The organism is Clostridium sp. CTA-6 (assembly GCF_054768115.1).
Window position 1 is genome coordinate 14,377 of record NZ_BAAAAU010000002.1, and the last position, 21,375, is coordinate 35,751.

Annotated in this window: 19 protein-coding genes, 1 pseudogene and 1 other annotated feature; of the genes and pseudogenes, 17 read left to right on the top strand and 3 right to left on the bottom strand. The window is 26.0% G+C overall.

Annotated features, from left to right (window positions below; genetic code table 11):
* Positions 1-576 precede the first annotated feature (576 nt).
* Together ACYUDJ_RS03410 and arcA are read left to right on the top strand one after the other, a co-directional pair.
* Positions 577-1,200, top strand: a complete 624-nt coding sequence (locus ACYUDJ_RS03410; RefSeq protein ID WP_042386447.1) for a DUF1836 domain-containing protein — start codon at positions 577-579, stop codon at positions 1,198-1,200.
* A gap of 443 nt (positions 1,201-1,643) precedes the next feature.
* The gene (gene arcA, locus ACYUDJ_RS03415; RefSeq protein WP_043030888.1) at positions 1,644-2,855 is read left to right on the top strand and encodes an arginine deiminase; all 1,212 of its coding nucleotides are present in this window, start codon (positions 1,644-1,646) and stop codon (positions 2,853-2,855) included.
* An 85-nt stretch (positions 2,856-2,940) separates the two neighbouring features.
* Here arcA and ispF read toward each other — a convergent pair whose 3' ends face one another.
* Positions 2,941-3,408 (bottom strand): 2-C-methyl-D-erythritol 2,4-cyclodiphosphate synthase, encoded by a 468-nt coding sequence (gene ispF, locus ACYUDJ_RS03420; RefSeq protein WP_043030890.1) that lies wholly within the window; start codon positions 3,406-3,408, stop codon positions 2,941-2,943.
* 735 nt (positions 3,409-4,143) lie between these two features.
* Here ispF and ACYUDJ_RS03425 point away from each other — a divergent pair.
* The gene (locus ACYUDJ_RS03425; protein ID WP_080333471.1) at positions 4,144-5,013 is read left to right on the top strand and encodes a polysaccharide deacetylase family protein; all 870 of its coding nucleotides are present in this window, start codon (positions 4,144-4,146) and stop codon (positions 5,011-5,013) included.
* A gap of 276 nt (positions 5,014-5,289) precedes the next feature.
* On the opposite strand, the gene ACYUDJ_RS03430 is transcribed toward ACYUDJ_RS03425, so the two are convergent.
* Positions 5,290-5,532, bottom strand: coding sequence for a hypothetical protein (locus tag ACYUDJ_RS03430; RefSeq protein WP_003488007.1), 243 nt, complete (start codon positions 5,530-5,532; stop codon positions 5,290-5,292).
* A gap of 119 nt (positions 5,533-5,651) precedes the next feature.
* Between ACYUDJ_RS03430 and ACYUDJ_RS03435 the strand changes: the two genes are divergently transcribed.
* A complete protein-coding gene (locus tag ACYUDJ_RS03435; protein ID WP_003488006.1) occupies positions 5,652-6,227 on the top strand; it encodes a nucleoside recognition domain-containing protein in 576 nt (191 codons plus the stop codon).
* Positions 6,228-6,239: 12 nt separating this feature from the next.
* A complete protein-coding gene (locus ACYUDJ_RS03440) occupies positions 6,240-6,758 on the top strand; it encodes a spore maturation protein (protein WP_043030892.1) in 519 nt (172 codons plus the stop codon).
* A gap of 89 nt (positions 6,759-6,847) precedes the next feature.
* Here the strand turns inward: ACYUDJ_RS03440 and ACYUDJ_RS03445 are convergent, their stop codons facing one another.
* Positions 6,848-8,185, bottom strand: a complete 1,338-nt coding sequence (locus ACYUDJ_RS03445; RefSeq protein ID WP_042385978.1) for an MATE family efflux transporter — start codon at positions 8,183-8,185, stop codon at positions 6,848-6,850.
* 136 nt (positions 8,186-8,321) lie between these two features.
* Between ACYUDJ_RS03445 and ACYUDJ_RS03450 the strand changes: the two genes are divergently transcribed.
* From ACYUDJ_RS03450 to ACYUDJ_RS03505, 12 genes and pseudogenes are all read left to right on the top strand, one after another.
* Entirely contained in the window at positions 8,322-8,894 is a 573-nt protein-coding gene (locus ACYUDJ_RS03450; RefSeq protein WP_042385976.1) for a uracil-DNA glycosylase, read from the top strand.
* A gap of 28 nt (positions 8,895-8,922) precedes the next feature.
* Positions 8,923-9,357 (top strand): MarR family winged helix-turn-helix transcriptional regulator, encoded by a 435-nt coding sequence (locus ACYUDJ_RS03455; protein WP_003488002.1) that lies wholly within the window; start codon positions 8,923-8,925, stop codon positions 9,355-9,357.
* Positions 9,358-9,435: 78 nt separating this feature from the next.
* Positions 9,436-9,678 (top strand) — a binding site (T-box leader).
* Between the two features lie 46 nt (positions 9,679-9,724).
* Positions 9,725-11,674 (top strand): annotated as a pseudogene (gene metG / locus ACYUDJ_RS03460) (methionine--tRNA ligase); the annotation flags it as partial.
* Between the two features lie 164 nt (positions 11,675-11,838).
* Positions 11,839-13,344: a DUF445 family protein gene (locus tag ACYUDJ_RS03465; RefSeq protein ID WP_003488000.1), complete on the top strand. Its 1,506-nt coding sequence runs from the start codon at positions 11,839-11,841 to the stop codon at positions 13,342-13,344.
* 150 nt (positions 13,345-13,494) lie between these two features.
* Entirely contained in the window at positions 13,495-14,289 is a 795-nt protein-coding gene (locus tag ACYUDJ_RS03470; RefSeq protein WP_003487999.1) for a TatD family hydrolase, read from the top strand.
* A gap of 227 nt (positions 14,290-14,516) precedes the next feature.
* Positions 14,517-15,575 carry a 3D domain-containing protein gene (locus ACYUDJ_RS03475; RefSeq protein ID WP_003487998.1) on the top strand — a complete coding sequence of 353 codons (1,059 nt, stop codon included), beginning with the start codon at positions 14,517-14,519 and terminating at the stop codon, positions 15,573-15,575.
* Between the two features lie 72 nt (positions 15,576-15,647).
* Entirely contained in the window at positions 15,648-16,193 is a 546-nt protein-coding gene (gene rnmV, locus ACYUDJ_RS03480; RefSeq protein WP_003356126.1) for a ribonuclease M5, read from the top strand.
* Position 16,194: 1 nt separating this feature from the next.
* Entirely contained in the window at positions 16,195-17,022 is an 828-nt protein-coding gene (gene rsmA, locus ACYUDJ_RS03485) for a 16S rRNA (adenine(1518)-N(6)/adenine(1519)-N(6))-dimethyltransferase RsmA (protein ID WP_162266804.1), read from the top strand.
* A 78-nt stretch (positions 17,023-17,100) separates the two neighbouring features.
* On the top strand, positions 17,101-18,393 hold the full coding sequence (locus ACYUDJ_RS03490; RefSeq protein WP_003487993.1) for a hypothetical protein: 1,293 nt from the start codon (positions 17,101-17,103) through the stop codon (positions 18,391-18,393).
* Positions 18,394-18,554: 161 nt separating this feature from the next.
* Complete coding sequence (locus ACYUDJ_RS03495) at positions 18,555-19,142, top strand: hypothetical protein (protein WP_003487991.1); 588 nt, start codon at positions 18,555-18,557, stop codon at positions 19,140-19,142.
* Positions 19,143-19,309: 167 nt separating this feature from the next.
* Complete coding sequence (locus tag ACYUDJ_RS03500) at positions 19,310-20,143, top strand: hypothetical protein (RefSeq protein WP_042385972.1); 834 nt, start codon at positions 19,310-19,312, stop codon at positions 20,141-20,143.
* Positions 20,144-20,310: 167 nt separating this feature from the next.
* Positions 20,311-21,372 carry an efflux RND transporter periplasmic adaptor subunit gene (locus ACYUDJ_RS03505; RefSeq protein ID WP_003487985.1) on the top strand — a complete coding sequence of 354 codons (1,062 nt, stop codon included), beginning with the start codon at positions 20,311-20,313 and terminating at the stop codon, positions 21,370-21,372.
* The last annotated feature ends 3 nt before the right edge of the window (positions 21,373-21,375 follow it).

The following is a 21,375-nucleotide window of genomic DNA, read 5'->3' on the forward strand; positions in this document are numbered from 1 at the left end:
TAATAAAAACAAATAAAATAGTAATTATATGGATAAATAAAAAACAGTGTCGAATAATGAATCAATCTATTATAAAAAGTAATTTTATAAATTAAAACCACAATACAATATAATAATACAACAATAATTTTAACAAATTAAATATTAAATGTAAATTTTTGTTTAAAATCATTAGCAAATATATTAATCTAATTGCAATTATTTTTAATATAATTATGGTATAATAAAGTATAAGGGGGTAATTAAAATGAAGTTGCTTGTTGGGATATGTAATTTATAATATATAAAAAATGAATAAACGGGGTATATTAGATTATAGAATAACAAATTTATGTATAACATAAAATGAATAAAATATTTTAAGGTAAAAATATAAACTTAAATAGTTAAATTATCCACAAAAATGTGTGGACAACTATTGATAAAATGTGGATAACATACATATCTATAAAAATACAATTTAAAAGAGAATAAAAATTTATACTAATAATATTAAATTTTATAGTTTAATTTAATATACTTTAGGGTAAACTTAAGTATGCTTGGAGGTCTTTAAAGGTGGGAAATAACAATAAGATGGAAAATGAAAATTTAGAAAAAATAAAGTATATAAACAAGCTTGCAAAAGAAATATCTAATAATACAATAGTAGATTATGAAGATTTTCCTAAATATGATTTGTTTTTATCACAAGTAATTGATTATTTGAATGATAAATTTGAAGAGGAAGATTATACAAATAATATTGTTCAAAATTACATTAAAAATGAGGTAATATCAAAACCGCATGATGGTAAGAAGAGAGGATATACTAAGCTTCATTTAGTTCAATTAGTGTTATTAAGTTATATGAGGCCATTACTTACTACTGAGGAAATAAAGAATGTGTTTACATTAGCTTTTAATGAAATAAATGATAGAGGTGATGATATAATATCTTGGGAAAATGCATACAAGATATTTTCAGATATACAAAAAGATAGTTTTAAAGACTTTGTAGCTAGACAGCATTTTGATGAAGATAAATTAAAAGATATAATAACAAAACTAGAATTAGATAGTGATGAAGAAAGTAGAATAACTATATTTTTAATAGTAATGACTTTAATATGTCAAGCTAGTGCTATAAAAAAATTAGTTAAAAAGATAGTAAATGATTACACTAATAAAATTGATAATAAATTAGATTATGAAGAATAAATAATTTTTGTATATTTTTATAAATCACTTAAAAAGCCATTATTAATCCTTAATAATAGCTTTTTAAGTGATTTATTTTTGTAAAAATGATTATAATGATTAGATTATAATTATCATTAGTATATTAATTCATAAAAAAAATTTTTTATTCTTTTATACAAGAAATATTTATATTTATACTATTTAGAAATATAGATATTTTTCAAATAATGCAAAAAAATGTAGATAAGTATATATTTATAAATCTAAATGATTTTAAGTTTATAAATATGCTATATAGACAAAAAATGTAATTCAATGTTCTATGTATAATTTATCATTTATACATTATTAGAGAATATTCATAATATTGACAGTTTATCAAATAATTATTAACATATATTTAAGAATTAATACAAAAATAATAGTAAGTATAAATATCAACTTGAAAGGGGCACAAAGAGATGAATGCAAAAAGAAACATTCATGTGTATTCAGAAATAGGAGATCTTAAAACAGTGTTACTTCATAGACCAGGAGAAGAAATTGAAAATTTAATTCCGGCATATATGGAAACGTTATTATTTGATGACATACCTTATTTAAAAGTAGCACAAGAAGAACACGATATTTTTGCTAATACATTAAGAAATAATGATGTTGAAGTTTTATATTTAGAGGATTTAGCAGCAGAGGTTATACAAAACAAAGAAATTAGAGAAAAGTTTATAGAGGAAGCTATAGAAGAAAGTGGTACTAAAAATAAAGAATATGTAGAAAATATAAAAAAATATTTAGAATCCATGAAAGAAAAAGACTTAGTTTGTAGAATCATGGCTGGTTTAAGGAAAAAAGAGTTAGGAATAGATGAATCAAAGGAAGAATATCCTTTTTTAATGTATCCAATGCCTAATTTATATTTTACAAGAGATCCATTCGCATCCATGGGTAAAGGTGTAACTATTAATGCTATGAGAACTAAAACAAGAAGAAGAGAAACTATGTTTGCAAAATATATCTTTAAATATCATCCAGAATTTAAAGACTCAGATATACCATTATGGTATGATAGAACTGGAAAGCATTGTATAGAGGGTGGAGATGAGCTAGTTTTATCTGATGAAGTTATAGCTATAGGACATAGCGAGAGAACAGATAGCGAAGCAGTTTTGGAGTTAGCTAAAAAGATATTTGAAGCAGGAGAACGCTTTAAAGTTATACTAATGTTTGATATACCTAAAATAAGAGCTTTTATGCATTTAGACACAGTGTTTACTATGTTAGATCATAATAAATTCACAGTCCATGGAGAAATAGAAGGAACACTTAAAGTAAATGCTATAACTTATGATGAAAAAACTAAGGAACTTGTAATTAAGGAAGAGATAGATAGTTTAGAGGGAATTTTATCTAAATATTTAAAAAGAGATATAAAAGTTATTCGTTGTGGTGGTGGAGATAAAATTATATCTGCTAGAGAGCAATGGAATGATGGCTCAAATACTTTAGCTATTTCACCAGGTAAGGTTATAACTTATGAAAGAAATTATGTAACCAATGAAATATTAGATAAAAATAATGTAGAGGTTCTAACTATACCGTCATCTGAATTATCCAGAGGAAGGGGCGGGCCAAGATGTATGTCTATGCCTTTATTTAGAAAAGACCTTAGATAGAATATAAATTTAAATAAGAGTTCACTTATAAGTTAAGGTGAACTCTTATATTTTTAGTAAATTTAATATTTTTAAATTTATAGTCTTAATCTAAAAGACAAATAGCATTAGCAGAGATTCCGTCCTCTTTACCTGTAAAACCTAACCCCTCTTCTGTAGTAGCTTTTATATTTAACATATTATTATCTAATTGTAAACACTTACAAATATTTTTTTTCATAGAATCTATATGATAAAGCATTTTAGGTTTTTGAGCTATTATAGTACAGTCTATATTTACAATTTTATAACCTTCTTTGTCTATTAAATTTTTAACTTTAGGTAAAAGTAAGAGACTTGATATATTTTTAAAATTTTTATCGGAATCAGGGAAGTGCTTACCTATATCACCTAATGCTGCAGCTCCTAATAAGGCGTCCATAATTGCGTGAATTAATACATCTGCATCAGAATGACCTAGTAAACCTTTATCATGGGGGATGGTAACACCACCTATTATTAGTGGCCTATTTTCAACTAGTTTATGTACATCGTATCCCAATCCTATTCTCATTAAAAAACCTCCAATAACTTAATATTATATATATAATAATATATACTTTAAAAAAAAGTGCAACAAAGTTGCACCTTAAGATATATTTTTATTATCATTTTTCTTATGGTATATTAATTTTATTGATTTGTTAAGATGTTTATTGTAAAAAAATAAAAGCTTTTTACGTAAAGAATTATGCATAAATAACAAGAAAGGCCTTTTATAGCTATTGGATACTACTCTTTTTTTGAAATTTACATAAATAATTTTTTTACCCATATATACACGACCTTTCATAAATATCCTCATTATTATAATAACATAAAATTTAACAAATGTTAAGAAAATTGAAACAATTTCAAATTTTATATTCTTATTTAATAATATTATATTCAGAATAGTATAAGTTGTCCACAAATTACGCACAATATGTGGATAATATTAATGAAGTTTAAATTTATAAAAATATAAACTTACAAAAATAGTAATAAAAATCAGTGATTGGATGATATTTATAAGTAAATTTATAAATATCAACTGAATCAACAATAAAAACACAAGTTATATACAGGCTATCTGTGGATAATGTTGATAACTATATATATAATGTATAAGATTATAATATAATATATACTTTTAAAAAAGTATTCACTTTTAAATTAAGAATATATCCACAAAGTTTTAAATCTTAATAATTAACAACATATATGATATAATTAAAATTACCAAATATTCTTATAAGAGGGTGAGTTTTTGAAGAACAAGAAAAGTTTAATTCTTTTTGCTTTTATTATGATTATAGCAGTATTGTTTGGTGGATGCAGAAAGAATAGCAATGTAGATACTAATAATATTGATAAAAATAAAGCACAATCAAAAAAACAAGAAAAATCTGTTAAAGAAAGTGATATAAGAACATTTACTAATGGGCCACTTATATATAATAACAAATCTATACCTGTGCTTATGTATCATTCTATTGATTATGAAAAGGGAAATGAATTAAGACTACCTAAAGAACAATTTAAAGAGCAAATGAAGTATTTAAAAGATAATGGATATACTACATTAACATTAAATGAGTTATATAATTTCTTAGAAAAAAACAAACCTATTCCAGAGAAATCTATAGTTATAACACTAGATGACGGATACGTTGATAACTATACTAATGCATACCCAATATTAAAAGAATTAGGACTTAATGCTACTGTATTTGTTGTAACTAGTAATATAGATAAGGATAAACGTACTTTAACTTCAGAACAAATTAAAGAAATGGATGAAGCGGGTATACAAATAGCTAGCCATACATATAATCATGATAAGCTAGATGATTTACCATATGAAAAGCAGTTACAAACTATGAAAAAATCTAAGGATGATTTAGAAAAAATATTAAATCATAAAGTAGATTTTATAGCTTATCCCTATGGTAAGTGGAATGAAGAATCTATAAAAGCGGCTAAAGATGCTGGGTATAAAATGGCATTTACTACTCAGGGAGGATGGTCTAATAAACAAGATGGTATCTATACTTTAAATAGGGTTTATATTAGTTCTTTAAAGGGTATTGATAATTTTAAAGATAGAATAACTAATCCTAATTATAATAAAAGTTAATATTTACTTTTGAATTTTTGGATTTTATTGGGAATATAGTTTATAAAATTTTATAAATAATAAAGTTTATTTCAAATACACAAGGCTATGAAATATAGGGCACATTATATAAGCCCTATATTTCATAGCTTTTATTTGTATTGTTTAATTTCAAATTAATTGGGAAAATTTTCTGTTAAAAAGTTTCTTGGTTATGGATAATTATTAGTAAAATAATATAATAGTTTATATTTCCCAGGTAATATAATTTTCTGATAATAATCTTTTTATAAATATTTAATTTATTATTTTTGAATAATTTTCTTTTTTAGATTCATCTATAAATGGAGCATAAAATTTAAAAATTTTTTCGTGACCACAATTAGAACAAATACAATCACAAATATCATAAGGAATAGAATCTAGTAAGTTAATAGATAAATCCTTGGTTAAATAGTTGCCACCACATATATCACAAGGGGTTTTATTTATAATAGAAAATTCGCTTTCTATATATTTCATAATTTCTCTTAAAGTCATGAAAAGCCTCCTAAACTATTTTTGTTAATATAATAATTTAATGATATAACAAAACAATTATTATTTAAACAAATATATCATATATATTAAATATATTTTTGTTTTTAAAAGGAGGTATTATGGTAAATATTATATGGGGAATTATATTTTTAGTAGGAATAATTTTTGGAGTGTTTTCAGGTAACGGAGAACAATTATCAAAATCTATAATAGAATCTACAAATTCAACTGTAAAGTTAGTTATAGGATTGGTAGGGGTTATGAGCCTATGGTGCGGAATTATGAAAATAGCAGAAGAAAGTGGGTTAACAGATAAAATAGCTAAATTTATAAAACCTATTTTAAAGCTTATATTTAAAGATAGTAAGAATGACAATAAAGCCTTAGGTGCTATAACAATGAATTTAACAGCTAATATGATGGGACTTTCTAATGCTGCAACTCCTTTTGGAATAAAAGCTATGAAGGAACTTAAAAGATTAAATGTAAGAGAAGAGGAAGCTAGTAATGATATGGCATTATTTTTGGTTTTGAATGCTGCTTGCATACAGCTAGTGCCAACTACTGTTATATCTATAAGAGCAGCCATGGGGTCTAAAAACCCAGGTGAAATAATAATACCAGCTATAATAGTTACATCCACAGCAGCCTTTTGTGGAGTGATTTTTTGTAAAGTATTACAAAAGTATTTTTAAAGGAGGAAGTTTGTGAATTATATAGTTAAAGCCATAATTCCTATTATTATACTTTTAATCATAGCCTATGGAATGGTTAAGAAGGTTAAAGTATATGAATGCTTTGTCGAGGGAGCTAAGGATGGTGTAAGTATATGCATTAGAATATTTCCATATCTTCTTGCCATGATGGTGGCCATAGCTGTTTTTAGGGAGTCTAAAGCTTTAGATTGTTTGATCAATGTTTTAAGACCAGTATCAAATTTAATAGGATTGCCAGGAGAATTAGTACCTTTAGTTTTAATAAAACCTTTATCAGGAAGTGGTGCTTTAGGGGTATTTGCAGATATATTAAAACAGTTTGGTCCAGATAGCGATGTGGGTAAAATGGCATCTATTATAATGGGATCTACAGAAACTATTTTTTATACAATAACAGTTTATTTTGGAGCTGTTGGAATAAAAAAAATAAGACATACATTATGGGCTGCTATTTTTGCAGATATGGTAGCTATAATAATGGCCGTATTAGTTACTAATATAATATTATAAAAACACTCTGAATTTTGGAGTGTATCTAAATCATTATATAAAAGCTAAGATTTGATATGTACTTCAATTCAAAGTGTTTTTGTAAATTTTTATTTATTAAATTTTTTTCTGAAAAATATAGTTAAGCATACAGCTTCAAATATCCATTGAATAGAAGTTATCCACCAAATATAGGTTACAGAAGATTTAACTATATATATAAAATAGAACATTAAAGGGAGTCTAAGAAGCCAACTGGAAATAAAGGAAACTAAAAATGGTGTTTTAGTATCTCCAAATCCTTTTAATGATCCACCTAAAATCATTGATATAGCCATAGGAATTTGTTCTAAAGAAGCAATCATAAGACAACGGCTACCTAAAGCGATAACTTGTTTCTCAGAACTTGTTATAAATAATTTTATTATAAATGATGGGAATATAAGAAAAATAAGACCGGTTATTCCCATTATACAAATCCCTAATAATGCGCAAGTATGTGAATAGTCTTTAGCTTTTTCAATATTTTTTTCGCCTATTTTATGACCAGTTAATGTAGTTGCTGCTACAGCAAAACCCCAACCAGGCATAAAGGATATAGATTCTACAGTAAGAGCTATTTGATTAGATGCAAAAGCTACAGTTCCTAAATGCATTATCATAAAAGTATTAATTAATTTACTTACACTTAATGAAGCCTCTTGAAGTGATGATGGAATAGATAATCCTATTAAGTATTTTAAACGGTTTATATTAATATTTTTAATATACTTTATTTTAGGTTTAATTTTAGATTTAGTAAATAAATAGTATATACCAAATATAAAACCAGATAGGTTAGCTATAGAAGTTGCTATAGCAGCACCTTTTATTCCTAATTCGGGCAATCCTAATTTGCCAAATATAAGTCCATAATCTAAAGTTAAATTTACTATGTTAATTAATATGGATATAAATAAAGGGGTTTTGGTATTGCCATATCCCCTAACTATAGAATTCATTAGGCTAGTTAGCATACTAAAAAATATTCCTAGAGAAACTATTTTCATATATATTGTTCCATTTATCAATACAGCTTCTTTAGCATTAGAAAGGCTAAGAATGGCTTTAGGAAAAATAAATAGTATAATGGAAATACAAAAGGCTATTAACATTCCTATAAATAATCCTATAGAGGCATACTCTTCAGCTAAGGGTAAATCTTTACTTCCATAGCTTCTAGCTACTATAGAAGTTATACCAATAGATAATCCAACAGCTATAAATATATTTGTAAAAGTATATATTATTTCAGAACTTAATCCTACAGTACTTACAGCAATTTGGCCGCCATATTGTCCAACCATCATAGTATCAAGAACCCATATCATCATATATAGAATCATCTCTCCAACCGCAGGGAGAGCTAAAGATAGTACAGTTTTTATATTTTCTTTATTAATTTTCAATAAAATTCCCCCACTCGAAAATATTGGCAATTTAATAGTAACTTATACTATGAAATAAAGCAATATAGTTAATAAAGATATATTTATATGATAAAATTAAACTAAAATATAATGTATAGAAATAGAGGTGAGAAAAGTGCTAAAGTGGTCTCAGTTATATAATGAATGTATTAATTGTAACAAATGCCCTTTAGTTAAAGATAGAACTAATATGGTATTTGGAGAAGGATATATAAATGCACCTATTATTTTTATAGGAGAAGCTCCAGGAGCAGATGAGGATAGAACAGGAAAACCTTTTGTGGGAAAAGCTGGGCAGTTACTTACTAAAGCATTGTTAGCATTAGAATTTAAAAGAGATGAACATTATTATATATGTAATGTTTGCAAATGTAGACCAGAAAATAATAGAACACCTAAAGAAGAAGAAGCTAGGGAGTGTTTACCCTTTCTAAGGAATCAAGTGGCATTAGTAAAACCTAAAATTATAGTTTGTTTAGGAGCAACTCCTTTGAAATATATTATTGGAGAGCAATTTAGAATAACAAGAGATAGGGGAAAATGGATAGAAAGAAAAGGATATCATATTATGGCAACTTTTCATCCAGCAGCTTTATTTAGAGATGAGTCTAAGAAAAAATTATTTTGGCAGGACTTAAAATCTATTAAGGTAAAATATGATGAATTAATCAAAAATAACATAATTTAAAGCTAATATAAAGTGAAAGAGGATACAAATGGATAATACGGAATTATCAAAAGAACTCATAAAATTTATGATTACTATGAAAAAACAAACTAGGGAATATTTAAATTTAAATTTTACATTAAAATTAACAGAGCAACAGTTTGTAACATTATTTATTTTAAAAAAGAATAAAAAAATAACATTAAAAAAGTTAAGTACATATATATGTGTGTCTACATCTAGTTTATGTATAATGTTAACTAGAATGATGGAAGAGGAATTGGTTTATAGAGAAGTGGATGAGAGAGACAGGAGAAATACTTTTTATAGTTTAACAGAAAAAGGAATAAATTTGATAGATAAAGAAATAAAAGGTAAAGTAGATAATATAGAAGAAAAAATAATGAATTTATCTTTGGAGCAAAAGGAAAAGTTATATGAAGCTATGAAAGATATAGAAGAAATTATTGATATATTAGAATAATTTTGTGTATTATAGAAATAATAATATATAAATATAATGAATATATTGACAGAAACTTATTTATACCCTATGATTATACTAAATGCTATGAAGGAAAGAGTAATAAGTGAAGATATCTAAAGAGAGTCGGATAAGGTGAAAGCCGATGATATGGAAACTTACGAATATGGCTCCAGAGCAGGTTGTCTGAAGTATAGTAGGATAACACGGTAACAACCGTTATATTGTAAAGTGATAACATATATATGAAGTCACTTATTAAGACTTTTACTGTGAAGTAAAGGTGAATTAGAGTGGTACAGCGAAATTTACGCCTCTATATAAAACTAAGAGTTTTATATAGAGGTTTTTATATTATAAAGATGAAGGAGGACTAAGAATGTCAAAGGGAACTTATTATGTAACAACACCTATATACTATCCATCAGCTAAACTTCATATAGGAAATACCTATACAACAGTAGCTGCGGATACCTTAGCTAGATTTAAAAGACTTACAGGTTATGATGTAATGTTTTTAACAGGTACAGATGAACACGGACAAAAAATACAAAGATTAGCAGAGGCTAAAGGGGTTACACCTAAGGCTTATGTAGATGAAATAGTAGCGGGAATAAAAGACCTATGGAAAATGATGAATATAGATTATGATAAATTTATAAGAACAACAGATGATTATCATGTAGAATTAGTACAGAAAATATTTAAAACATTGTATGATAAGGGAGATATATACAAAAGTGAATATGAAGGATGGTATTGCACACCTTGTGAATCCTTTTGGACAGAAACTCAATTAGTAGAAGGAAAATGTCCAGATTGCGGAAGACCTGTAGAAAAAGCAAAGGAAGAAGCTTATTTCTTTAAAATGTCAAAATATGCTCCAAAACTTATAGAATATATAGAATCTCATCCAGATTTTATACAACCGGAATCAAGAAAAAATGAAATGATAAATAATTTTTTAAAACCTGGTCTTCAAGATTTATGTGTATCTAGAACATCTTTTGATTGGGGAATACCAGTGACTTTTGATGAAAAGCATGTAATATATGTTTGGATAGATGCACTAGCTAATTATATAACAGCATTAGGATATAATACAGAAAAGGATGAATTATATAAAAGATATTGGCCAGCAGATGTGCATTTAGTTGGTAAGGATATATTAAGATTTCATACTATATACTGGCCAATTATGCTTATGGCATTAGATATACCTCTTCCAAAGCAAGTATTTGGTCATGGATGGCTTTTAGTAGATGGTGGTAAAATGTCAAAATCTAAAGGTAATGTGGTGGATCCAGTGGTTTTAGTAAATCATTTTGGCACAGATCCTGTAAGATACTATCTTCTTCGAGAAATACCTTTTGGCGCAGACGGAATGTTTAATAATGAGATTTTTATAAAAAAAATAAATTCAGATTTAGCAAATGATTTAGGAAATCTATTATCTAGAACAGTAGCTATGATAGAAAAATATTTTGATGGAGAAATACCAGAGGGAAATTGTAAAGAAGATATAGATGAAGATTTAATAAAATTAGCCCTTGAAACTCCAAGAAAAGTAGAAGAAAATATGGAAAAACTAAGAATTCCAGAAGCGTTAGAAGAAATATGGACATTTATAGGAAGAGCTAATAAATATATAGATGAAACAACACCATGGATTCTTGCAAAAGACGAGTCTAAAAAAGAAAGATTAGGCACAGTATTATATAATTTAGTAGAAAGTTTAAGAATAATATCAGTATGTATATCAGCATTTATACCGGAAACAAGTATAAAAATAAATGAACAGATAAATACAGACATCTTAAATTGGGATAGTTTAAGTGAATTTAACGGAACTAAAGTAGGTACAAAGGTTAAAAAAGGAGAAGCTATATTCCCAAGAATAGATATAGAAAAGAAAATAGATGAATTAAATAAACTTAAAGAAGAACAATTAAGACAAAACAAAGCTAAAAATATAGCACCTATAAAAGAAGAAATAACTATAGATGATTTTGAAAAAATAGATTTAAGAGTAGCTAAAGTTTTAGACTGTGAGCCTATAAAAGGAGCTAAAAAATTATTAAAATTAAAAGTTAGCTTAGGTGGAGAAGAAAGACAGGTAGTTTCAGGAATAGCTAAATATTATAAACCAGAAGATTTAATAGGTAAAAAAGTAGTATTAGTAGCTAATTTAAAGCCTGTTAAGCTAAGAGGAGAATTGTCACAAGGAATGATTTTAGCAGCATCAACAGAAGATGATAGTGAGTTATTTGTAGCATCTATAGATGGAGACATTGAAGAAGGAAATATAGTAAGGTAAGGATTAAAGCTAATTATATCAAATTAAGAACTGAGCTGTTGACAAATAAAGTTTGTTAGCAGCTTTGTTTTCGGTACATAATATATTGAAAGTAGTAAATTTACAATTTATAATTTATTTTGTAATATATTATCATAAAATATTAAAGTGAGGAGTTTGAAAAAATGAAATTTTTAATAGCATCAATAATAGGTGGAATAATAGGTTATCTTACTAATTGGATAGCTATAAAGATGTTATTTAGACCCTATGAAGAAAAAAAAATATTCGGTATGAAGGTTCCATTTACACCAGGACTTATTCCAAAAGAAAAAACTAGAATAGCAAAAAGTGTAGGTAATGCTATAGGAGAGCATTTATTATCTAGTGAGATTATCGTAAAGTCTTTATGTAGTGAAAATATGAATAACAGACTTAAAATTTGGATAAGACAAAAGGTATATTCTTTAATCACAACAAAAAAAACTTTGGAAGATAAATTTAAAGAGTTTTTAGATTATAAATATGAGTATTTTATAACTGCTTTAAAAACAAGTTTAAGTAAGTTAACTATTAACAATTTAAAAAATGAAAAGAATAGAGACAAAATGAAAGAAATTATAAAAATTAAGTTAGATAAGATATTATCTCTTAATGGTAACCATATTACTAATAATCACATATATAAACAAATAAAAGCAAGTTTAATAAATAATACAAATGAGTATTTAAAGTCAGATAATTTTAAACATGTTTTAAAAAGCTTAATCATAGAAAATATAAAGGATGAGGAAGTTTTAAATAAAAAAATAGGTGATATAATCCCTAGTAACTTTAGTTCAAATATAAAAGTATATGTTTATAGAAAGAAAGATAATTTATCAAATTACATAAATGAAATGCTTAAAGAAGAAGAAAATATAAATAAATTAAAAAATATATTAAAAGAAGTTATAAATAATAATGTAAATTCTTTTATGTCAATGTTTGTAGACATAAATGCTATATCAGATAAAACAATTGTATTTTTAGAAGAATACTTACAAAGGGAAGAAACTAAAGAAGAAATGGTATCTTTAGTAAATAAAAGTATAGACAAAATCTTAGATACAGATTTACAGGATATTATAGAAAATATACCAGAAAACAATAAGGATGTAATTGTGGATGAAACAGTAGATATATTATGCGAAAAATTCCAAAATACTGAGATGATTTTAGAAATAATAGAAAAAATAGAAAGTCATATTCAGGGGAAAAGTTCTTTAAATGACATAATAGAAAAAATAAATATAGATCCATATAAATTTATAAATAGTATTATAGATAAATTTATAGATAGTGAAAATTTTGAAGTTATAATTAATAATTTGATAAGTGATATAATTGAAAACTTTATGAAGACACCTATATACGAATTAACTCAAGGAAATGAAGAAGGAATATTAAATACTAGTTACCAAATGGTAAAAAATGTATATAATAGATTCATAGAAAACCAAGCAGAAGAGGTTATATCAATCCTTGATATAGCTAGTATTGTAGAAGATAGAATAAACGAGTTTGATGTTTATTTGGCTGAAGAAATAATATTGGAAATATCTAGCAAAGAGTTAAAAGCAATAACTTGGTTGGGAGGATTATTAGGTGCTTTAATAGGAATTTTATCTCCTATATTAAGTAAAATATAATTAATTTTCCAGTCAATTTTAATTTCTAAAAATAATCGCTTTGACTAATTTAAAAATTTTAATTATAATATATAGAAAATGAAAAATTATTAAGAATATATTAATAAAGTTTAAAGAAAAAATAAAATATTGGGATTTGGAGGCAATTCTATGAAAAAATATAGAATATTTGATGCTCATGCCCATTATGATGATGAAGCTTTTGATGAAGATAGAAGTGAAGTTATAAAAGAACTTGAAGAATTCGGCATATTAGGAGTATTAAATTGTGGTTCTTCTTTAGATACTTCTAAAACATCAGTAGAGTTGAGCAACAAATATAATTTCTTTTATGCAGCAGTAGGAGTGCATCCAGAAAATGCAGAAGAAATTAATGAAAAAACCTTAAAGGAAATAGAAAGACTATCAGAAAATGAGAAAGTAAAAGCTATAGGAGAAATAGGACTAGACTATTATTATGAAGAAAATCCTAAGCGGGATATTCAAATAAAAGCTTTTAAAAAGCAAATGGAATTAGCAGAAAAATTAAACTTACCTGTAGTGATACATGATAGAGATGCGCATAAAGATACATTAGATATTATAAAACAATTTTCTAATGTAAAAGGAGAAGTGCATTGTTTTTCAGGTAGTGTAGAGTTTGCTAAGCAATGTGTAGATTTAGGATATTATATAGGGGTTACAGGAGTGGTAACTTTTAAAAATGCTAAAAAAATAGTAGAAGTTATAAAAAGTGTTCCAATGGATAGAATCTTAGTTGAAACTGATTGCCCATATATGGCTCCTACTCCTTTAAGAGGTAAAAGAAACAGATCTGAGTATATAAAATATATGATAGATAAGATAGCAGAAATAAAAGAAATAAGTTCTGAAGAAGTAACTTCACAAATATTAATTAATATAAAAGATTTATTTAGTATAGATGTTATAAAAAATAAGTATTAAAAATATGAGAAATATTAATAATAATTTTGAATTTCTCATATATTTTAAATAAATTTATTTTGAAATATTCCACCGATACCCTTTATTTAAAAAGCAATTATATAATAATTTTTATATAGATAATATGCACAAAGGCTGCATTACTAACCAAAAAGCATGAGCAAATTTGACAGATTTAAATATACCGAATATAATAGCAATGTTGCTCTTGCCCGAAGGAGGTTTTTATGGTGGAAAAATTAAAGAAGAAAATTAAAGAACATTTTTCCAATGGTCCTAAGGCAATTCTGATTGTTGTAGTAATCTTAATGATATCGAGCATAATAATTACTAATATGAGAAAAACAATAATTGTTTCAATAGACGGAAAAGAAAGCCAAAAAATTACAACATTTAAAAAAACATATGCAGAAGCCTTAATGTCGAAGAATATACAAGTAGGACCAAAGGACAAAGTTCAGCCTAAATTAGAGGCTGAAATTAAAGACGGAAGCAAATTAAGCATAAAGAAAGCAGTTAAAGTTAATGTAGAAGTTGATGGTAAGAAATTAGCTATTCAATCTGCAGAAAATAACATAGGAAATATGCTAAAAAAAGAGGGGATACAAGTTAAAAAACTTGATAAAGTAACCCCAAGTAAAGAAGAAAAAATAAAAAAAGGATTGAAAGTAACAGTTACAAGAGTAGAAGAAAAAGTAGTAAAGAGCAAAAAAAATATGGATTATGAAACAGTAGTTAAAGAAGATGATTCCCTTGAAAAAGGTGACAAAAAAGTCATAAGGGAAGGACAAAGTGGAGAGAAAGAAGTAGCAATAAAAGTAGTTTATGAAGATGGAAAAGAAAAAGTAAGAAAAGTAGTATCAGAAAGCATAAAAAAACAACCAGTATCTAAGGTAGTTGCAATGGGAACTAAGGTTACAAATGTTAACACTCTTTCTAGAGGAGGAAGTGTTACTGGTACACCAAGTGGTAGATCATTAAGAATGAGAGCTACAGCATATACATCAAGTTATGAAGATACAGGTAAGAGTCCTGGAAGTCCTGATTTTGGAGTTACAGCTACAGGAACTACAGCAAGAAGAAATTCAGGAGGATATAGTTCAATAGCAGTAGATCCAAGGGTAATACCTTTAGGAACAAAACTGTTTGTTGAAGGGTATGGATATGCTATAGCAGAGGATACTGGCGGAGCAATAAAAGGAAATGTTATTGATTTATATTTTGATTCCAATGTTGAAGTATCAAATTGGGGTTCAAGGTGGGTAAATGTTTATATTCTAGATTAATTTAAGTAGGAGCGTTAGCTCCTATTTTTTTCTATTAAAAATATTATATAATAGTTATATTGGAGGGATATTATGATTAAGGAAGTTATAGTAGTAGAGGGAAGAGATGATATTACAGCAGTAAAAAGAGCAGTAGATGCAGAGATGATAGCGGTGGGTGGATTTGGAATAAATTCTAAGGTTATAAAAAAAATAAGAGAAGCTCAGAAAAGGCAAGGGGTAATAGTATTAACAGATCCTGATTATGCAGGGGAAAAGATAAGAAAATATATATGTAATAGGGTTAAGGGAGTAAAGCATGCTTATATATCACAGGAAGAAGGAACCAAGGAAGATGATATAGGAGTAGAAAATGCAGCTCCAGAAGCTATAATAAGAGCATTAAATTTAGCTAAATGTGAAGTTAAGCAAGAGAGAAAAGAATTTGATATGAATGATATGATATTTTTTAAATTAACAGCAAATGAAGAGTCAAAAGAAAGAAGAGAAAAACTAGGGATGGCTTTAGGAATAGGATATTGCAATACTAATCAGTTTATAAAAAGACTTAACAATTTTGGTATAACAAAAGAAGAATTTATAAAGGCTATAAAAGATTTAGATAAGGGGAATGAATAATATGAATACAAAGGAAATAGTTAATAAATATGAATTTAAGTTTAATAAAAATTTAGGACAAAATTTTTTAGTAGATGGATCTGTATTGGAAGATATAATAGAGGGAGCGGAAATAAGCAAAGAAGATACTGTTATAGAAATAGGTCCTGGAGTTGGAACTTTAACTAAAGAGCTTTTAGAAAAGGCAAAAGAAGTTTATTCTATAGAATTAGATGGTGATTTAATACCTATCTTGAAAGAAGAGTTAAAGGAGTATAATAATTTTACACTAATACATAAAGATGCATTAAAAATTGATTTTAATGGGTTGATGGAAAATAAGGATTCCATAAAATTAGTAGCCAATTTACCTTATTATGTAACCACACCTATTATATCAAGATTACTTACAGAAAAATGTGATTTTAAATCACTAACCATAATGATTCAAAAGGAAGTAGCGGAAAGAATAAATGCTGAACCTAACTGCAAGGAGTATGGTTCATTAACCGTTTTGGTACAATATTATTGCGATACAAAAATAATAAGAAAAGTATCTCCAAATTGTTTTATACCAAGACCTAAAGTAGATTCTATAGTTATAAAATTAGATAAACTTTCAGAACCAAGAGTAAAGGTGAAAAGTGAAAAATTATTTTTTAATGTAGTAAGAAGTTCATTTAATATGAGAAGAAAAACTTTATGGAATTCATTAAAAAGTTTAAATATAGATAAAGAAAATATGGAAAATGCTTTTGAAAGAGCAGGGATAGATTCAAAGCGAAGGGGAGAGACTTTATCTATAGAGGAATTTGGAAAACTTTCAGATTGTATATATGATATATTATAATTTAAATAATTAAGTTCACTTTTTGTAAGATAACTCATATATTATATTGAATAATTATATTTGGGGGTACAATAAAAAGTGGCACAGAAAAAGAATTATAGTAGATACTTTATAATATTAGAGGAAGATGAAAAAGGATACTCTTTAGGTGTTGATAAATCCGCATCAGGATATGTAAAATTAGAAAATAAAAATGGCAAGTGCAAAATATCTTATTATGTTCAAAATATAAAAAAACAATCTTCACCTTACCACATGGTTTTAATATGCAATAAAAAAGGAAGCAAAGATATAATAAAAATAGGGGAAATGAACATAGATGAATATGGAAGAGCAGACATATGTTATGAATATCCAGTAGACAACATAGGAAATTGTGGAATAAATGCAGATAAAATATCAGGAGCAGCAATAGTAAAATTTTTAGATTCAAATATAATATCTGTTATGAGCGGATTCTCAACAACGGACATACCAGCATGGAAGTCATTTAGTATTATAGAAAGTAAGGAGAGAAAAAAGGAAGATATAAAAGAAGAAAAGGTTAATAAAACAATATTTGATAAATATGAGGAAACTATAGAAGAAATAAAAACTAAAGATAATAATACCAATAAGGATGGAGATAATAAAGTAAAATCAGTACAGGAACATAAAGAAAAAAATTTACACAGCGAAAATAGAGAAAAAGGTAAAGATATAAAAGAATCTAATGGAAAAGATTTAGATAGTGAAGATAGAGAAAAAGGTAGAGATATAAAAGAATCTAATGGAAAAGATTTAGATAGTGAAGACAGAGAAAAAGATAAAAATATAAAAGAATCTGATGAAAAAGATTTAGATAGTGAAGACAGAGAAAAAGGTAAAGATATAGAAAAATCTAATGAAAAAGATTTAGAAAAAACAAAGAAACCTATAGGAAAAAATGAATATAAAAAAAGAAATAAGCAAAATACTCCTATTGGGTTAGAGGGTAAGTATTTCAGATCTTTAGTAGAGGACTTAGATAGTGTAGATAATATAACTGATGAAATAAAGAATTGTATTTGGTATAAAATAGATGCTAAAGATGAAGATGATATGAGAAATACCTGTAATTATGATAAGTTTATGGTTTTATATAATCCTATGTTAGGATATTATTCTTATATAAAAAAACATGGACATTATATTTTAGGTTATAAGTGCGATAGTTCAGGTAATATGAAATACTTAGTATATGGAATCCCCGGAGACAAAACTAGAAAAGACCAACCATTTAAAGGTAAATCAGGATTTGTGACTTGGATTGAAAGCAAAGAAAATAATTTAGGATATTGGCTAATGTTTTATGACTATAAAACTAATAATATATTAATACCTGTTAAATAGAGGCATGTTAATACATGTCTCTGTTTTTATTTATGTTATTTTTTATAATATATTAATATTTTAAGAAGTAATAATAAAATTATTTTTAAAGCATATATATGATATATAAGTAGCCATATGGAGGTGAAGAGTCACTTAATTATATAATATAAGTGATTTATATGAAGGTATTAATTATAAATAAGAAAAGATTTGGTGTAACAATGATAATAATTGGATTAATGCTAATACTTTTTGGGTTAGAAAAAAACTTTGATAGTAGACTAAAAATAGCAGCTTTAATTCATAACAATGTATCTTCTTTTAAAGAGTATAATATATTAAATGGGAAGATTTCATATAAACTTCCTTCTAACTGGGAAATAAATGAAGAGATTATTAATGGAGAAGATATAATTTATAGCAATTCTTTTATGGATAAAAAAAATAATATGCAGGGATTTATACAACTATGGAATTATAAAGGTGATTTAAAAACATTCATTAAACATAGTAAAGAAGTATCAGAGAAACAACAAATAGATTATACAAAATATAGTCTTGTACCCATAGACATTAATAATATAAAAGGATATTTAGCTCAATATTCTATATTAAAAGAAAATGAAGAATATGTAGCTTATGAATATTTTTTAAAATTGGAAGAAAGATTTATTAGAGTTTCATTTTTTGTACCAGAAAAATATCATCAAGAGAGTATAGAAACTGTATTTAATACTATATTGAAAAATATTGTTTACAAACATTAAAAACTAATTATATTAAAATTGATATGCTCCCCTTAAGGTAGACAGATTAAAAATCTGTTATCGCCAAGGGAAGCATTTTTGTACATATAAGAACTAAATACACATCAGAAGAAAAGTATGTTATAATGTTGTTGTATTTTAATAAAGTTGTATGGAGGTATAATTAATTGCTCTATAATAAGAAAAAATTTATTTTATTATTTGTAATTTTTGTTTTATCTTTTTCTATTACAGGATGTAATAGTATAGATAAAATGAAGTTAAAATTAGGTCTTAAAAATAATGATTTTGAATATATAAAAGAAAATAAAGTTCAGAAAATAATAATACAAAATACTAGAGATAAAGGTTTTAGATTTGTAATTACAGATAAAAAGGCTATAAAAGAATTGTATGATATTTTATCATCAGCTAAGCCAGTAAATACAAAATCTTCTTTAGAGCCAGATTATATATTTGAAATGGATGAGGCAGGGAATAAAGCTTATAAGTTTAATTACATAGCTGGATTAGATAAAAAGGAAGCAGGAAACCTATATAGTCAAGATAAAATTTACATAGTATCTAAAAGAATAGATAATGATATAATAAAAAGTTTTTGGACTATAAGAAAACCTAAAGATTTCAAATATGTATATTACAATTCTATAGTAGAAGTACTAAAAAAGGAAAATATAAATAAAAGTAATAAAAATAAGGTAGGTATAAATATTAAAGATGATGTAGATATTGCTAAATTCATATTATCTACTGATTTAGAAGAGTTTAAAATTGAATTAAAAAATAATTTTAATAATGTAGAACTTATTAAAGATAATAATGTCAATCATGACATAGAAGTTAATGTGGATACAGAAGGTTACAAATCTACTATGTATAAAGCAGTAATTAAAATTAGTAATAAGAAGAAAAGAACAGAAAAGAAATACTATATTGTAGATGAGTATAAGAATAACAGATGGAATATAAATATATATAATGAAAAACCGGAGAATTTTTGATAAAAGATTCTTCCCAGACCCCATGCAATGCATGGGGTTTTGTAAAAATTTAATTAATTTTGGGATTAATTTTTAAAATTATCTTATTTTTCCCTTTTATGTATTTAATAAATAAAGTTTATAAATTATAATTAAATAAATATATAATATTTTTATAGGAGGCAAATATGAAAAAGAAGACTATAATAATTACCGGGGCAATATTAGTAATTGGCTTGTTTTTAATTTTAGGAGTTTTTAAAAGCAAAAAAAATAGTAACATAAGTGTAAAGACTATTAAAGTAACTAAAGGAAATGTAGAATCATATCTATCAACAACAGGTGATGTAGTGTCCAAAAATAAAAAAGAATACTTAGGTGGACAAGCAAAGATTAAGAAAGTTAATGTTAAAGTTGGAGATAAAGTAAAAAAAGGACAATCTTTATTAAACTTTGATATGTCTGAATTAGAAAATGACAGACAAGTGGCTCAAATGGAATATGACAATGCTATTTCACAAAAGAAGGCATTAAAGTCTCAAAAAAATTCTGAGCAAAATAAAATGAATTCTATAACAAGTAGCCAAATTGAACAAGTAGAAAATTCTGTTCGATTAGCTGAATTAAAATTAGAATCTGTTAATGATAAAATAAATGAAAGTGAAGAAACCATTGCTGATATTGATGGTATAGTAACAGAGGTTAATGCACAGGCAGGCGGAATAAGTGCAGGACAAGGACAACCTTTAGTAGTAGTTGAAAATGTAGATGACTTAAAAGTAGCCGTATCTTTAGGTAAATATGATTCTACAAAGGTTAAAAAAGGAATGAAAGTGTTTGTTAAAAATGATGACAAAAAGTATGAAGCAAAAGTAGATTTTATAGCCCCTACAGCGAAAAAGACTATTAAGGAAGCAGGGGGCGGAAATGACACTACATTAGATTGCGAAATATATCTTTCTAAAAATAATTCTAAGGACTTAAGAGTTGGTTTTGACGTAGATGTAGATATACTATTAGGAGAATCAAAAAATGTATTAAAAATACCATTAGAAAGTATAAAAACAGATAAATATAATAAATCACATGTATATGTTGTAGAAGAAGGAAAAGTTAAAGAAAAACCAGTACAGTTAGGAACACAGTCAGATATGGAAGCTGAAATTATAAGTGGATTAAAATCAGGAGAAAAGGTTATATTAAATCCTAATACTTCAATTAAAACAGGTGTTAGTGTACAAGAAAAGTAGGTG